The 14505-nt window shown below is 72.5% G+C and carries 15 protein-coding genes; 7 read left to right on the plus strand and 8 right to left on the minus strand.

Annotated features, from left to right (window positions below; translation table 11 throughout):
- Positions 1–18: 18 nt before the first annotated feature.
- Genes ACTWLT_RS13635 through ACTWLT_RS13650 form a run of 4 tightly spaced genes read right to left on the minus strand, consistent with a single transcriptional unit; the run spans position 19 to position 3172 of the window.
- The gene (locus ACTWLT_RS13635; RefSeq protein WP_252419029.1) at positions 19–459 is read right to left on the minus strand and encodes an RrF2 family transcriptional regulator; all 441 of its coding nucleotides are present in this window, start codon (positions 457–459) and stop codon (positions 19–21) included.
- A 1-nt stretch (position 460) separates the two neighbouring features.
- Positions 461–1345: an ABC transporter permease gene (locus ACTWLT_RS13640; RefSeq protein ID WP_445318703.1), complete on the minus strand. Its 885-nt coding sequence runs from the start codon at positions 1343–1345 to the stop codon at positions 461–463.
- Entirely contained in the window at positions 1335–2114 is a 780-nt protein-coding gene (locus ACTWLT_RS13645) for an ABC transporter ATP-binding protein (protein WP_445318704.1), read from the minus strand. The genes ACTWLT_RS13640 and ACTWLT_RS13645 overlap by 11 nt, the downstream gene beginning before the upstream one ends.
- Positions 2111–3172, minus strand: a complete 1062-nt coding sequence (locus ACTWLT_RS13650; protein WP_445318705.1) for an ABC transporter substrate-binding protein — start codon at positions 3170–3172, stop codon at positions 2111–2113. Before ACTWLT_RS13650 ends, ACTWLT_RS13645 begins: the two co-directional genes overlap by 4 nt.
- 174 nt (positions 3173–3346) lie before the next feature.
- Here ACTWLT_RS13650 and ACTWLT_RS13655 point away from each other — a divergent pair, with 174 nt between their 5' ends.
- From ACTWLT_RS13655 to nudC, 4 genes are read left to right on the plus strand one after another with little or no spacing between them, the layout of a single operon-like run.
- Complete coding sequence (locus ACTWLT_RS13655) at positions 3347–4462, plus strand: LLM class flavin-dependent oxidoreductase (protein WP_445318706.1); 1116 nt, start codon at positions 3347–3349, stop codon at positions 4460–4462.
- Between the two features lie 10 nt (positions 4463–4472).
- Positions 4473–5783: a M16 family metallopeptidase gene (locus ACTWLT_RS13660; RefSeq protein ID WP_445318707.1), complete on the plus strand. Its 1311-nt coding sequence runs from the start codon at positions 4473–4475 to the stop codon at positions 5781–5783.
- Positions 5780–7123, plus strand: a complete 1344-nt coding sequence (locus ACTWLT_RS13665) for a M16 family metallopeptidase (RefSeq protein WP_445318708.1) — start codon at positions 5780–5782, stop codon at positions 7121–7123. Before ACTWLT_RS13660 ends, ACTWLT_RS13665 begins: the two co-directional genes overlap by 4 nt.
- A 46-nt stretch (positions 7124–7169) precedes the next feature.
- Positions 7170–8117, plus strand: coding sequence for an NAD(+) diphosphatase (gene nudC / locus ACTWLT_RS13670; RefSeq protein ID WP_445318784.1), 948 nt, complete (start codon positions 7170–7172; stop codon positions 8115–8117).
- A gap of 126 nt (positions 8118–8243) precedes the next feature.
- Here nudC and ACTWLT_RS13675 read toward each other — a convergent pair whose 3' ends face one another.
- The 3 genes from ACTWLT_RS13675 to ACTWLT_RS13685 all read right to left on the minus strand — a co-directional run bounded on the left by ACTWLT_RS13675 (position 8244) and on the right by ACTWLT_RS13685 (position 10026).
- Positions 8244–8519, minus strand: coding sequence for a hypothetical protein (locus ACTWLT_RS13675; RefSeq protein WP_252419036.1), 276 nt, complete (start codon positions 8517–8519; stop codon positions 8244–8246).
- A gap of 213 nt (positions 8520–8732) precedes the next feature.
- Positions 8733–8972, minus strand: coding sequence for a DUF397 domain-containing protein (locus ACTWLT_RS13680; protein WP_252419037.1), 240 nt, complete (start codon positions 8970–8972; stop codon positions 8733–8735).
- 73 nt (positions 8973–9045) lie between these two features.
- Positions 9046–10026, minus strand: a complete 981-nt coding sequence (locus ACTWLT_RS13685) for a helix-turn-helix domain-containing protein (RefSeq protein ID WP_252419038.1) — start codon at positions 10024–10026, stop codon at positions 9046–9048.
- Positions 10027–10243: 217 nt separating this feature from the next.
- On the opposite strand from ACTWLT_RS13685, the gene ACTWLT_RS13690 reads away from it, so the two are divergent.
- Complete coding sequence (locus ACTWLT_RS13690; protein WP_445318709.1) at positions 10244–11539, plus strand: MFS transporter; 1296 nt, start codon at positions 10244–10246, stop codon at positions 11537–11539.
- Between the two features lie 65 nt (positions 11540–11604).
- On the opposite strand, the gene ACTWLT_RS13695 is transcribed toward ACTWLT_RS13690, so the two are convergent.
- A complete protein-coding gene (locus ACTWLT_RS13695; protein ID WP_151492942.1) occupies positions 11605–11847 on the minus strand; it encodes a mycoredoxin in 243 nt (80 codons plus the stop codon).
- 91 nt (positions 11848–11938) lie between these two features.
- Here ACTWLT_RS13695 and ACTWLT_RS13700 point away from each other — a divergent pair, with 91 nt between their 5' ends.
- Entirely contained in the window at positions 11939–14104 is a 2166-nt protein-coding gene (locus ACTWLT_RS13700; RefSeq protein WP_252419040.1) for an ATP-dependent DNA helicase UvrD2, read from the plus strand.
- Between the two features lie 121 nt (positions 14105–14225).
- Positions 14226–14465, plus strand: a complete 240-nt coding sequence (locus ACTWLT_RS13705; RefSeq protein WP_252419041.1) for a hypothetical protein — start codon at positions 14226–14228, stop codon at positions 14463–14465.
- The last annotated feature ends 40 nt before the right edge of the window (positions 14466–14505 follow it).

Raw genomic sequence — 14505 nt, forward strand, 5'->3', positions numbered from 1 at the left:
TGCCGTCGGACCAGGCGGTCAGAAGGCCGTGGGGGCGCGGTCGGTGAGCAGGTCGGCGAGGGTGGTGCTGTCGACCACGGTGGCGATCGCCCCGTGCACCGCCAGCCACACGTCGGTCAGCCCGGCGGCCACCCCGTGGTATCCGGCCCGCTCGGCCGGCAGCCCGCGCACCGTGGTCAGCGAGCCGCCGACCGCTCGCAGCACGTCCCCGACGGTGATCTCGTCGGCGGGGCGCGTCAGCGCGTACCCGCCGTCGCTGCCCCGGTGGCTGAGCAGCAGGCCTGCCCGGCGCAGGTCGAGCAGGATGCCCTGGAGGAAGCTGAGCGGTATCTCCTGCACCTCGGCGAGACTGGCCGCCTTCACCAGCTCGCCGCCACCACCCTCGCCGCCGCCGCCGTGACCGGCGGCGACGGCGAGCATCGCCCGGAGCGCGTAGTCGCTGCGCGCGGAGACGTACACGTCACTGACCAGCCTGGTCCAGTACGCCCCAGCGGCGTCGGATCGCCTTGTCCGCCGCACCGAAGGCGGCGTCCACGACGAGGCCGAGCACCAGGATGACGATCATGGTGGAGAGCAGCCAGGGCGCGTCGGACAGCTCGCGGGAGTAGGTGAGCTGGGCGCCGAGTGAGGTCTGCGAGATGCCGACCACGATCAGCTCACCCGCCATCAGGCTGCGCCAGGAGAACGCCCACCCCTGTTTGAGCCCGGCGACGATCGCCGGCAACGCGGCGGGTGCGATCACGTACCGGTAGAGGTTGAGACCCCGGGCGCCCAGGTTGCGACCCGCGCGCAGCAGCAGCGGGGGCACGTAGTCCACACCGGAGATCACCCCGTTGGCGATGGACGGTGCCGCGCCGAGCACCACCACGAAGAAGATCGCCTTCTCGCTCAGCTCGAACAGCAGGATGGCCAGCGGGAACCAGGCGATCGACGGCATGGTCTGCAACGCGGTGATCATCGAGCCGATGGCGGCGCGGAGCACCGTGGACCGGGCCACCGCCAGGCCCAGCAGCAGGCCGACCGCGACGGAGAAGACGTACCCGACGGCGGCCCGGCGCAGCGTGGTGAGCAGGCCCTCCCAGAGCTGCGGCCCCTGGGCCTGGGCCAGCAGCTCACGTCCGACGACCAGCGGCCCGGGCAGGGAGTACGGCGGTTTCCAGCCCGACCACACCACCACCTGCCACGCCGCGATGACGATGGCGAGGGCGGCCAGCTTGGGCCAGGTGGCCGCCCAGAGCCGGCTGCCCCGGGATCTTTCCTTGTCCCGGCCGGCGATCTCCAGCGCGTCGAGGCCGGATATCTGCGCGTCGGTGCGCGCCGTACTGGTGAGGGTGTCACTGGCCATGGCGGCCCACCTCCGTACGGAGCCGCTCGGTGACCTCGGCGGCGATGGCGGCGACGTCGGGGGAGTCGATCCGCCGCGGGCGCGGGATGTCCACCTCGGTGGAGTAGATGATCCGGCCAGGGCGGCTGGACAGCAGGATGATCCGGTCGGCCAGCCGGGCGGCCTCGCGGACGTTGTGCGTCACGAAGAGCACGGAGAGTTTGCGCTCGGACCAGATCCGTTCCAACTCGTCGTGCAGGATGTCCCGGGTCATGGCGTCCAGCGCGCCGAACGGCTCGTCCATCAGCAGCACCGGGGTGTCCAGGGCGAGCGTGCGGGCCAGTGCGACCCGCTGCCGCATCCCACCGGACAGCTCGTGCGGGCGCTTGCGGCCGAAGTCGGCCAGGTGCACCGTCCGCAGCAGTTCGGCGACCCGTTCGCGGCGCTCGGCCCGGGGGAGCCCGCGCAGCTTGAGCGGCACCTCCACGTTGGCCTCGACGGTCAGCCAGGGGAACAGCGCCGGCTCCTGGAACATCAGCCCCGGGCTGGCCTGGCCGGCGAGCCCGATCTGCCCGCCGGTTGGCCGGTCCAGCCCGGCGACGAGGTTGAGCAGGGTGCTCTTGCCACAGCCGGACGCCCCGACCAGGCAGACGAACTCACCCGGCGCCAGGTCGAGTGACACCCCGTCCAGGGCCAGTACGGCGTTCGCGCCGCGTCCGTACACCTTGGTCACGCCGGCGAGCGCGACCGCGGTGGTCGCGCTCCCCGGCGCCGTCGTGGTCGACGTCATGGCTGGACGACCTCGGGCTTGCCCTGCGCCTTCAGGGCGGTGTTGAGGTACGTGAGGTCGTACAGGCCCTTGAGGTCCACCGGCTCGGTCAGCCCCACGTCGACGGCGTGGTCGAGGCCGGCCTTGAGCGAGGTGGAGATCGGGTCGTTGGTGAACTCCAACGTCGGCCACGCCTGCTTGATCAGCTTCAGGTCCAGCGGCTTGCCGGTGATCTTCCCGATCGCGTCGGAGATGGCCTGCTGGGCCTCGTCGGGCTTGGTGTTGACGAACTCGTTGGAGGCGACCTGACCGTCGACCAGCTTCTGCACCACGTCCGGGTGCGCCTTGAGGAACTTGGTGCTGACCAGCAGGTTGGTGATGACGAATTTCCTGTCCGGCCACAGGTCGCGCTCGTCGACCAGCACCTTGCCTCCGGCGTTGACCAGCCGGGAGACGAACGGCTCGGGCACCCAGGCGCCGTCGATCGCGCCACTGTTGAACGTCTCCACCGTCTGGGCGTTCTCCTGGGGCACGATCTTGACGTCGCCGCCACCCTCCTTGGTGGTGGTCAGCCCCTGCTGCTTGAGCCAGTAGCGGATCGCCACGTCCTGGGTGTTGCCCAACTGCGGGGTGGCGATCTTTTTCCCCTTCAGGTCCTGGACGCCGGTGATGCCGGGCTTGACCACCAGCGCCACGCCGCCGGAGGCGGCACCGGAGACGACCCGGACGGCCTCGCCCCTGGACTTGGAGAACGCGTTCACGGTCGGGTTCGGACCGATGTAGGTGGCGTCCAGCGCTCCGGAGAAGACCGCCTCGATGGCGGCCGGGCCGGCGTTGAAGGTCTTCGGGTCCAGCTTCACGTCCGCGCCGAGCTTCTCGGCGAAGATGCCCTTCTCCACGCCGACGACGGCCGGTGCGTGGGTGATGTTGGGGAAGTAGCCGAGTCGCAGCGTCACCGGGCCGGAGCTGCCGCCCGCGCCCTCGCTGTCGTCGCCGCACGCGGCGGTGCCCAGGGTCGCCGCGCCGAGGGCGGCGATGGTGGCCAGGGTGACCAACCGGCGCAGAGGAAGCCGTCTCATCGTCCATCCAATCCGCAGTATTCCTACTTAGTTGGTAGGAAGAGTGGGCCAGGCCGTGGTCAGCGTCAAGAGTCATCCACATGCCGGGAAGCCGCGTCTCAGATATGTCGGCATTTCCTACTGGCTTGCTAGGGTAAGCGGCACCTCGGCGACCGGTAGAGAGGCGAATTCCCGATGACCTTCCACTGGTTCCTGCCCACCTCCGGCGACGGCGACCAGGTCGGTGCCGCCACCGTCACAGCAGGTGCCGCCCGACACGACCGGGCCGCCACCGTGGCGTACCTGGCCGAGGTCGGCCGGGCCGCCGAGGCACACGGCTTCGCCGCCGTGCTCACCCCGGTCGGCGCCGGCTGCCCCGACCCGTGGATCGTCTGCGCGGCGGTCGCCCAGCACACCGAGCGCCTCGGCATGCTGGTCGCCGTCCGGGCCGGCTTCGCGCTGCCGACCCTGATCGCCCAGCAGGCCGAGGCGTTCCAGGCCGTCTCCGGCGGCCGGCTGTCGCTCAACATCGTCACCGGCGGCGACCCCACCGAGCAGCGCGCGTACGGCGACTTCCTCGGGCACGACGACCGGTACGCACGCACCGGAGAGTTCATCGAGGTGCTCCGCCGCGCCTGGGCCGGCCGGCCCTTCGACTACTCCGGCGCGCACTACCGCGTCGACGGTGGTGGCCTCGCCAACCCCCTGACCGACCCGCCGCCGGTCTACTTCGGCGGAGCGTCGCAGGCCGCCGAGGCCGTGGCCGCCCGGCAGGCCGACGTCTACCTGATGTGGGGCGAGCCGCCGGCCGCGATCGCCGCGCGGGTGAACCGGATCCGGGCGTTGGCCGCCGAGCACGACCGCACCCTGTACACCGGCCTCCGACTGCACGTCATCGCCCGGCCCACCAGCGCCGAAGCGTGGGCCGAAGCCGACCGGCTGCTGGCCGGGATGAGCCGCGAGCGGATCGCCGCCGCCCAGGCCCGGTTCCGCCGGATGGACTCCGTCGGGCAGGCCCGGATGGCCGCGCTGAACGCCGGCCGGACCGACGGGCTCACCGTCGCACCGAACCTCTGGGCCGGAGTCGGCCTGGTCCGCGAGGGTGCCGGCACCGCGCTGGTCGGCAGCTACGCCGAGGTCGCGGCCCGCATCGACGAGTACGCGGCGCTCGGCGTGGACGAGTTCGTCCTTTCCGGCTGGCCCCACCGGGAGGAGGCCGAGCGGGTCGGCGCCGAGGTGCTGCCGCTGGTGGCCAACCCGGTGGCGGCGGCTCCGCGGAGGTCGCCGGTGGCGGGGGTGCCGACGCGCTAGGGTCGATCCCGTGGCGGCGCGGAGATCCAGAATTCCAGCGACGAAGTACCCGGTCGAGCGGTTCACCCTCGACAACGGCCTGCGGGTGGTCCTCACCCCCGATCGCAGTGCCCCGGTCATCGGGGTGGCGGTGGTCTACGACGTCGGCATCCGGTCCGAGCCGGAGGGGCGCACCGGCTTCGCCCACCTCTTCGAACACCTGATGTTCCAGGGCTCGGAGAATCTGGAGAAGCTGGCCCACTTCCGGCACGTGCAGGGCGCCGGCGGCACCTTCAACGGTTCCACCCACCTGGACTACACCGACTACTTCGAGACGCTGCCGAGCAACGCGCTGGAGCGCGCGCTGTTCCTGGAGGCGGACCGGATGCGCGGCCCCCGGCTGACCGAGGAGAACCTGCGCAACCAGGTCGACGTGGTCAAGGAGGAGATCCGGGTCAATGTGCTGAACCGGCCGTACGGTGGGTTCCCCTGGCTGACCCTGCCGCCGGTCATGTTCGACACCTTCCCCAACGCGCACGACGGCTACGGCTCCTTCGACGACCTGGAGTCGGCGACCGTCGCCGACGCCGCGGACTTCTTCCGCCGCTACTACGCCAGCGGCAACGCGGTGCTGGCGGTCAGCGGCGACATCGACGTGGCCGAGGCGGCCGAGCTGGTCACCCGCCACTTCGGTGACGTGCCGGCCCGTCCCGCACCGCGGCGGCCCGACTTCACCGAGCCCGACCTGACCGCTGAGCGCCGCACCTCGTACACGGACAAGCTGGCGCCGCTGCCGGCGGTGGCCGGCGCCTGGCGGGTGCCCGACCCGGTCACCGACTTCGCCGGCTACCTGCCGTACGTGGTGCTGGCCGAGGTGCTGACCGACGGCGACGCGTCACGGTTGGTCGAGCGGCTGGTCCAACGCGACCGCACGGTGACCAGCCTCGGCGGCTACCTCGGTTTCATGGGCGACCCGTTCGACGTGCGCGACCCGACGGCGCTGCTGCTCCAGGCGCACCTGCCGCCCGGCGGCGACGTGGACAAGGTGCTGCGCACCATGGACGAGGAGTTGGACCGACTGGCCACCGACGGGCTGACCGAGGGCGAGCTGGCCCGGACCCAGGCCCGGATGGCGACCCACCTGCTGCGGGACACCGACGCGGTGCTCGGCCGCGCGCTGCGGATGGCCGTCCTGGAACAGCAACGCGGCGAACCGGGGCTGCTCAACGACCTGCCCCGGCTGGTCGGCGAGGTCACCGAGGAGCAGGTCCGGGCCGCCGCGGCCACCCTGCGTCCGGAGCGCCGCGCCGCGGTCGAGGTCATCGCCGGAGGTTCCCGATGACCGCCACTGTCGTGCCCGGGCCGCGTACGCTGCCGCCGCTCGGCCCCACCCGAAAGCTCAAGGTGCCCAAGCAGGCCGAACGCACACTGCGCAACGGCCTCACCGTGATCGCGGTACGCCGACCCGCTGTGCCGCTGGTCGAGCTGCGGCTCTGGGTCCCGTTCGGCCGGGCCCACCTGGCGCGAGGGGCGATGCTCTCGCAGACCATGCTCTCCGGCACCGAGTCGATGACCAGCGTGCAGATCGCCGCCGAGCTGCAGAAGGTGGGCGGCGGGCTCTCCGCGGGCGTCGACCCGGACCGGCTGATGCTGTCCGGCGCCGGCCTGGTCACCGGCCTGGACCGGATGCTGGAGCTGCTGGCGGAGGTGCTGACCGGTGCCAGCTATCCCGGCGACGATGTGGCCACCGAGCGGGACCGGCTCATCGACCGGATCCAGGTGGCGCAGAGCCAACCGGCGCACCTGGCCCGGGAGGCGCTGCTGAAGCGGATCTACGGTCGGCACCCGTACGCCACGCAGACCCCCCAGCCCGGCCAGATCCGTGCCGTCCGGCCGGCGGCACTGCGCAGCCTGCACGCCGAGCGGGTCCACCCGGCCGGTGCGCAGCTGGTGGTCGTCGGCGACGTGCAGCCGGAGCGGGCACTGGACGCGGCCGAGCGGGCGCTCGGCGACTGGAAGGGCGCCGGCCGCACGGCCGAACTGCCGCCCACCCCGCCGCTGGAGCCGGGGCCGCTGCTGCTGGTCGACCGGCCCGGCTCGGTGCAGTCCTCGTTGCGGATCGCGCTGCCGGCCGTGTCGCGCACCCATCCCGACCACGCTCCGCTGCAACTGGCCAACCTGGTCTTCGGCGGCTACTTCTCCTCCCGCTGGGTGGAGAACATCCGCGAGGACAAGGGCTACACGTACGGCCCGCACTCGGTGATCGAGCACTCGGTGGCCGGGTCCGTGCTGGTCGCCGCCGCCGAGGTGGCCACCGAGGTCACCGGCCCGGCGTTGCTGGAGACGACGTACGAGCTGGGCCGGCTGGCGTCGTTGCCGCCGAAGCCCGAGGAGCTGGAGCAGGCCCGCCAGTACGCCCTCGGCACCCTCCAGCTCGGCATGTCCACCCAGGCCGGGCTGGCGGCGCTGACCAGCGTGTACGCCGGCAGCGGACTGCGCCTGGACTTCCTCGCCGAGTACGCGGCCCGGCTGGCGAAGGCGACCGTCGACGACGTCGCGCGGGCGGCGGCGCAGTATCTCGCGCCGGCCCGGGCCGCGGTGGTGGTGCTCGGTGACGCCGAGCGGATCACCCCGGGGCTGGCCGCGCTGACCACGGTCCGGACCGAGCCGGTGCCGCAGTGAGTCGGCCGGCCACGCGGGCCGGGGAGGGCGCGGCGTGAGCGGGGAGATGGCGCCGCCGCTGGCCCGGTCCACGCTGGACCGGGCCGCACACCGGCGCGGCGATTCGCAGTGGCTGACCGAGGCGTGGCTACGCGCCCGGGTGCTCCTGCTCGACTCGACCGACGAGGGGCGGACGCTGGCCCGTACCGAGGCGTCGCCTCCGGCGCTGGTGCTGTTCCGGGCGGCCGACGTCCCGGCCGGGTCCGAGTCGATCGCGATGTTCCTCGGTGTCGAGCCGGACGGGGTGCCGGTCTTCGCGGTCGACACGCCGCTGCCGGCGTTGCCGGGCACCCGGGCGGTCAACCTGCGTGAGGTGGGCCACCTGCTTCCCGACCGGGAGGCCGGCATCTTCACCACCGCGCTGGCGTTGGTCAACTGGCACACGCGGCACGGCTACTCGGCGGCCACCGGGGCGCCGACCGCGATGGACGAGGCCGGCTGGTCCCGGGTGGACCGCAACGGCGGGCGGGTCTGGCCGCGTACCGACCCGGCGATGATCGTGCTGGTGCACGACGGTGTCGACGGTCCGGACGGGCGCTGCCTGCTGGGCAACAACGCCGGCTGGCCGGGCACCCCGGGCGGTCGGCGCTATTCCTGCCTGGCCGGTTACGTGGAGCCGGGGGAGTCGGCCGAGGCCGCCGTGCTGCGCGAGGTCCGCGAGGAGGTGGGCATCGGGGTGGAGCGCATCGGGTACGTGGGCAGCCAGGCGTGGCCGTTCCCCGGTTCCCTGATGCTCGGGTTCCTGGCGACCGCCGACCCGGCCGACCCGGTGCGGGTCGACCCGTCCGAGATCGCGTACGCCCGCTGGTTCTCCCGCCGGGAGATCGGGGCGGCGCTGGCCGGGCGGACCGTGGACGTGGGCGACGGCGCGCAGTTGATCCTGCCGCCGCCGTCGTCGATCGCGCTGTTCCTCATCCATCGCTGGCTGGACGGCTGGGTGGACACCGACCGTTGAGCACGGTCCCGGCCCGCGGCCGCCGTTGCCGCGGCGGTCGCGGGCCGGGAACACGGGCCGTCGTGATCGGCTGGGGCGAGAAACGCGGCGGGGGAGCCGATCCGATCACGACGGACGTCTGGTGGGTCAGGTGCCGGTGCGGCCTGGTCGGAGCCGGAAGGCGGGTCGGGCGTCGCCGAGTGGCAGGACCTTGACCCGTTGCTTGCCGGCGCGGACCGCGCCGACCGTGGCCAGGGCCCGGGCCAGCAGCAGCGCGGCGTCCCGGTCCTCGGCGTGCACGGTCTGCCGGCGTGGTTCGGGCGTGGTCGTCTCGTCGCGGAGTCGGTGGCCGTCGGCCCAGGCGGCGGCGATGTCCCCGTCTGCGACGGCGCGGATGTCGGTGCGAACGATCAGGAACCGCATGAGGGTCTCCGGATGAACGGCGACGGATGAGCCAGTGTGGAAGTTCCACGTACTCGAAGGCCATGTTACGCCGCGTGTTCATCTCAGCAACTGAAACGCGCCTATCGGTTTTGAGCCTCGTCTGATCGGCGGATGGCTGGTCAGCGGGGTCGGCGGCCGGTAACGCGACGGGGCCGCCGGCAGTACGCCGACGGCCCCGTTCCGGTTGCCGGATCAGTTCAGATCGAACTGGCCCTTCTTGGCTCCGGTGATGAAGCCGAGCCATCCCGCCCGGTTGAACAGCAGCACCGGGCCGCTCCGGTCCTTGCTGTCGCGCAGTGCGACAGCCGACGGCCCGGTGCCCAGCGGGGCGACCTCCACGCAGTTGGAGGTCTGGCTACGCGTGCTGGTACGCCACGGGGCATCCGCCAGGTGGTGGGCGGGGACGGACGGTGTGTTGCGGATGTCGTTCATGGTTCGCTCCTGATGTGAACCGCTCCGATGGGACGAGTGGTGCCGCACGCCCCGACGGAGGGTCCCCCGTGGATCACCGTTCCGTCAGCCGCCCCGAGGCCCGGCGGCGTTGGGTCGGCGCCGTTGTCGGCCCGAACGCCACTGTGGATGGGGGCGGCGCCTCGGTCAGCCGTCCCGTCGCCTCGATCAGCCAGGAGAGGGTGTCCGAGGCGTTCAGTGCCGCCGTGCATAGCCACTCGAACACCACTTTATAGCGATTTAGTGCGATTGCCTCGGTCGACATGACGTCGGTGAACCCCCCTTCGATGGTCAGCGTCTCCGGATCGAGCGGATCGGCGAACCGGTAGAGGGAGAACGCGGTCGGCGGAAGGTACCAATGGCCGATCTGGGTGTCCCGCAGCAGCACGTGCAGCGTCACGTTCGGCAGAAGGGCCAGCTCGCAGAGCTGGACCAGTTGCTCGCGCAGCACCTCGGGTGGCCCGGCCCGGCGGCCGAGGGCCGCCTCCTCCAGTACCGCCGTGTAGCGCGGCGCGTCGGGCTCGCGGGTCAGCAACGACTGGCGGGCCAGCCGCGCCTGCACCTCGGTCTCCGGCTCCTCGCCCGGCGCCGGCTCGCCAGCACCCTCGGCGACCTGACGGGCCGAGACGATCCGGACCTGGGCGTACCCCGGGGTCTGCAACAGCCCCGGCACCAGCACGGGGTTGTACTCGGAGATCTCCACGCAGCCCGCCTCCAGCTCGGCCCAGCCGCGCTGCTGCTGGGTCATCACCGGAAAGTTCTTCAGCCAGCCCCGCATGTCGCCGGCCTCGCCGGTGATCCCGAGCAGCTCCGTCCGCAGTGCCTCGTCGGCGCCGTAGAGGGTGAGCAGATCGGCGACATCCTGCGGGTCGGGTCGGCTGCGACCGTTCTCCAGGCGGGACAGTTTGGACGCGGAGGCCCAGCCGATCCGCTCGATGACCTGATCCCCGGTGAGGCCCGCGGCCTCGCGCAGGCGGCGCAGCTCTACGCCCAACCGGCGACGACGCAGGATCGGGCTGGGTGCGGCAGGAGGCACGGTGTCCTCTTTCCCGTCGACCGCCGCAGACGCGACGGTAACTGTATGAAATTCGCCCCCCACGGTCAGTATGGACGGCGCGACCGGCGTCGGAGGTTCCGGCGGGGGCGTGTCTTGCAGAAAAACAGCACCACGGGTACGCCGGAGAGCGGCGGACCCGTGGTCGCGGCCCCGTCGACCACGCTCACCCGCGTACGCCATCCCGCCGGAGGGACCCATGCGCACCGTCCTGCGCCGACCCGACTTCCGCCTGCTCTTCGGCGGTCTGCTGGCCAGCATGACCGCCGAGTCGATCCTGCTGCTCGCGCTCGCCATCTGGGTCAAGGACCTGACCGGCTCCGACGGGCTCGCCGGCGCAACGATCTTCGCGGTCATCGCCCCGATGACGCTGGCGCCGCTGGTCGGCTGGTTCGTCGACCGCTACCCGCGCCGGCCCTTCTTCGTGGCCGCGAACCTCGTCACCGCGGCGCTGCTCACTCCGTTGTTCACGGTCCGGGACTCCGGCGACGTCTGGCTCGTCTACCTGGTGGCCGCCCTGTACGGCCTGTCCTACATCACGCTCAGCGCCGCGCTCAGCGGGCTGATCCGGCAGTTGGTGCCGGTGGAGCTGCTGGCCGAGGCCAACGGCGTGCTGCAGACCGTACGACAGGGGCTGCGGCTGATCGGCCCGCTCGCCGGCGCGGCGCTCTACGCGGCGATCGGCGGGTGGGCCCTGGCCGGGATCGGGATGGTTGGCTTCCTGACCGCCGCGGCGGTGGTGGCCGCGCTGCCCACCCCCCACCGGGCGCCGCCGACCGTGCGGCTGCGCTGGCCGGCCGAGCTGGGTGCCGGGCTGCGACACCTGGCCAACGAGCCGGCCCTGCGCCGGGCACTGCTCGGCTACGGGCTCGGGTCGCTGGTGATGGGCTTCAGCGAGTCGCTCATCTTCGCCTACGTCGACCAGGGGCTGGACCGGGACGCCGCCTTCGTCGGCGTGCTGGTCACGGTGCAGGGCGTGGGTGGGCTGCTCGGTGGGCTCTGCTCGCCGACGCTGGTCCGCCGGCTCGGCGAGGTCGGCACGCTGGCCGCCGGGGTCGCGCTCTTCGGGCCGGCCGCGCTCGCGCTCGCGTACCCCGATCTGCGGCTCGGGTTCGCTGCGGTGCTGCTGGCCGGCGTCTCGCTCCCGCTGACCATGGTGGGCCTGCACACGCTGATCCAGCGGCGTACCCCACCGGGGCTGGTCGGCCGGGTGGCCGCGGCCACCGAGGCGGTGGTCAGCGGGCCACAGGCGTTCTCCATCGGCGCGGGCGCCCTGCTGGTCGGGTTCGTGGACTACCGGGCACTGTTCGCGCTGATCGGGGTCGCCACCATGGCCGCTGGCGGCTTCCTCTGGCGGGGCCGGCACCTGAGCGCGCCGTCCGGTGCCCGCCCACCCACGCCACCGACCCGCCCGACGCTCCCGGCGCCCCGCCGCCCGGCCGACGACGCCGACCGGCAGGTGGCGACCGGCACCCAGCGGCCACCGGGGCGGTGACGGACAGCGGACACGACGAGCGGCCGCCCCGCGTGGGGCGGCCGCTCGTCGATGGTGACCCGCCGTCAGGCGGTGAGGGTCGCCAGGTGCTGCTTGACCTGAGTGATCGAGGGGTTGGTCAGGGCGCTGCCGTCGGCGAAGCGCAGCGTCGGCACCGTCTGGTTGCCGCCGTTGACGCTCATCACGAACTCCGCGGCCTTCGGGTCCTGCTCGATGTCGACCACCTCGTACCCGATGCCCTCCCGGTCGAGCTGCGACTTCAGCCGGTGGCAGTAGCCGCACCAGGGGGTGGAATACATCGTCAACATGCGGATCCTCCAACTCCTCCGGCCGCCGGCTTGCGGATCAAGCCGAGGCTGTTCGCTGCAACGTCCGGGGTAGCTGAGATGATTCCTGGTTGTGGTGGTTCACTCAGCGTCGGAACGCGTGCTCGCCGGGCTGGACCCGGAGCAACGCTCCGCGGTGACCGCACCCGCCGGCCCGGTCTGCATCCTGGCCGGCGCCGGCACCGGCAAGACCCGCGCGATCACCTCCCGGATCGCCCATCGGGTGCTCTCCGGTGAGATCTCCCCCCGGCACGTGCTCGCGGTCACCTTCACCGCCCGGGCGGCCGCCGAGATGCGACACCGGATCTCCCTGCTCGGGGTGCACGGTGTGCAGGCGCGGACGTTCCACGCCGCCGCACTGCGTCAGGTGCGCTACTTCGCTCCCCGGCTGCTGGCCGGCCGGGCCATGCCCGAGCTGCTGGACAGCAAGGTGCGCCTGGTCACCCTCGCCGCCGCCCGGGTGGGCCTGCGTACCGACCGGGCCGCCGCGCGCGACCTCGCCGGCGAGATCGAGTGGGCCAAGTCGTCGCTGGTCGAGCCGGGCGAATACGTGGTGGCGGCGGCACGGGCGCTGCGCGACACCCCGCACGAGCCGGCGAAGGTGGCCGACGTGTTCGCCGCGTACGAGCAGCTCAAGCGCTCCAACGGCGTGATCGACTTCGAGGACATGCTGCGCGCCGCGGTGTGGGGCATCGAGGAGCACTCGGACGTCGGCGAGCAGGTCCGTGGCCAGTACCGGCATTTCGTGGTCGACGAGTACCAGGACGTCAACCCACTCCAGCAGCGGTTGCTGGACGCCTGGCTGGCCGGCCGGAACGACCTGACCGTGGTCGGCGACGCCAGCCAGACGATCTACTCGTTCACCGGGGCGACCTCGGCATATCTGGTCGACTTCCCGCGCCGGCACCGCGGCGCCACCGTGGTCCGGCTCGTCCGCGACTACCGTTCCACCCCGCAGGTGGTCGGGCTGGCCAACGCGGTGATCTCCCAGGCCCGGGGCACCGAGGCGCGGCTGCGACTGGAGTTGAGCGGGCAGCGCCCGCCCGGTCCCGAGCCGGACCTGCGGATCTTCACCGACGAGCCGGCCGAGGCGAACGCGGTGGCCGCACGCTGCCGGACGTTGATCGACTCGGGCACGCCGGCGAAGGAGATCGCCGTCCTGTTCCGGACCAACGCGCAGTCCGAGGCGTACGAGAAGGCGCTCACCGAAGCCGAGGTGCCGTACGTGGTGCAGGGCGCGGAGCGGTTCTTCGAGCGGACCGAGGTGCGCCAGGCGATGGTCGCGTTGCGCGCGGCCACCCGGTCGATCCCGGGTGAGACCCCACTGCCGGCCGCCGTCGTCGAGGCGCTCACCGCGGTCGGCTGGGCCCCGGACGCGCCCCCGGCCGGCGGCGCCGCCCGCGAGCGGTGGGAGGCGCTGGCCGCGCTGGTCCAGCTCGCCGAGGAGTACGCGGCCACCCCCGAGGTGCTGCCGATCGGCGAGGCGGCGTCGGTGGAGCGCGCGGTCACCCTGTCCGACTTCACCGAGGAGCTGGCCCGCCGGGCCGCCCAGCAGCACGTGCCGACGGTGGACGGGGTGACACTGGCGTCCCTGCACTCGGCCAAGGGGCTGGAGTGGGACGCGGTCTTCCTGGTCGGGCTCGCCGAGGGCACCCTGCCCACCACGTACGCCAAGACCGTCGAGCAGGTCGAGGAGGAGCGCCGTCTGCTCTACGTCGGGATCACCCGGGCCCGGCAGTGGCTCTGGCTGTCGTACGCCGCCGCGCGCTCGCCGGGCGGACGTGCCCGGCGGCCGTCGCGGTTCCTGCCCCAGCTGGACCGCTCCGGTGGGACCGAACGGGCTGGCTCCGGCACCGGCCCGGCCCGGCGGCCCGAACGGCGCCGGACCCAGATCGTCTCCTGCCGGATCTGCGGGGCCACGCTGCTCGCCGGCCCGGACCGGAAGCTGGGCCGCTGTCCCACCTGCCCGTCCGATATAGACGATGAGCTGCACGAACGCCTGCGGGAGTGGCGTCAGCGGGTGGCCGGTGCGCAGAAGGTGCCCGCGTACGTGGTCTTCACGGACGCCACGCTGACAGCGCTGGCCGAGCGACGGCCGGGCCGGCCGGAGGAGCTGATCGCCATCGCCGGCATCGGCCCCCGCAAGTTGGGCCTCTACGGCGAGTCGGTTCTGGCGCTGGTGGGGGGCGCGGGGGTGGACGACGTCTGCCCGGAGAAAACTTTCGAAATCTCGTCGTAAATTCGTTTGCCCTCGCCCCGGCGCGAGGAATAGCCTCAGGACACACCACGCGAGCGGCGCCATTCCGGCTGCTCACGAGGTTGGTCCAGTCGATTCGAGGAACGTGAGGGAGGTGGCACCCGTGAAGATCTTCACCTATGAGCGTCTGGCGGCGATGCCCGCTGCCCACGCTCCGCTGTCGGCTGTCCGGGTGGCCCTCACGGCCCCACGACCGTCGGTTCCGCAGGTGCACCAGGTTCAGGCCGAGCTGACCCTGACCGTCGGAGTCAACGGGACCAGTGGCATCACGGGCAAGGGCATTCAGGGCGCCAAGAAGCGCATGGATGTCCGCGGCGTTCCACCTCGAGGTAGACCGGTCTGACCATCAGACACCGGCTCACCTCGAGGCCGCGGAACCCGCT

This window comes from Micromonospora yongxingensis (genome assembly GCF_052601155.1).

Bases quoted from the DNA above. Each gene is read 5' to 3' on its own strand.
- ACTWLT_RS13640 (WP_445318703.1), bottom strand. From the start codon at position 1,345: ATGGCCAGTGACACCCTCACCAGTACGGCGCGCACCGACGCGCAGATA.
- ACTWLT_RS13645 (WP_445318704.1), bottom strand. From the start codon at position 2,114: ATGACGTCGACCACGACGGCGCCGGGGAGCGCGACCACCGCGGTCGCG.
- ACTWLT_RS13650 (WP_445318705.1), bottom strand. From the start codon at position 3,172: ATGAGACGGCTTCCTCTGCGCCGGTTGGTCACCCTGGCCACCATCGCC.
- ACTWLT_RS13655 (WP_445318706.1), top strand. From the start codon at position 3,347: ATGACCTTCCACTGGTTCCTGCCCACCTCCGGCGACGGCGACCAGGTC.
- ACTWLT_RS13665 (WP_445318708.1), top strand. From the start codon at position 5,780: ATGACCGCCACTGTCGTGCCCGGGCCGCGTACGCTGCCGCCGCTCGGC.
- nudC (WP_445318784.1), top strand. From the start codon at position 7,170: ATGGCGCCGCCGCTGGCCCGGTCCACGCTGGACCGGGCCGCACACCGG.
- ACTWLT_RS13675 (WP_252419036.1), bottom strand. From the start codon at position 8,519: ATGCGGTTCCTGATCGTTCGCACCGACATCCGCGCCGTCGCAGACGGG.
- ACTWLT_RS13680 (WP_252419037.1), bottom strand. From the start codon at position 8,972: ATGAACGACATCCGCAACACACCGTCCGTCCCCGCCCACCACCTGGCG.
- ACTWLT_RS13690 (WP_445318709.1), top strand. From the start codon at position 10,244: ATGCGCACCGTCCTGCGCCGACCCGACTTCCGCCTGCTCTTCGGCGGT.
- ACTWLT_RS13695 (WP_151492942.1), bottom strand. From the start codon at position 11,847: ATGTTGACGATGTATTCCACCCCCTGGTGCGGCTACTGCCACCGGCTG.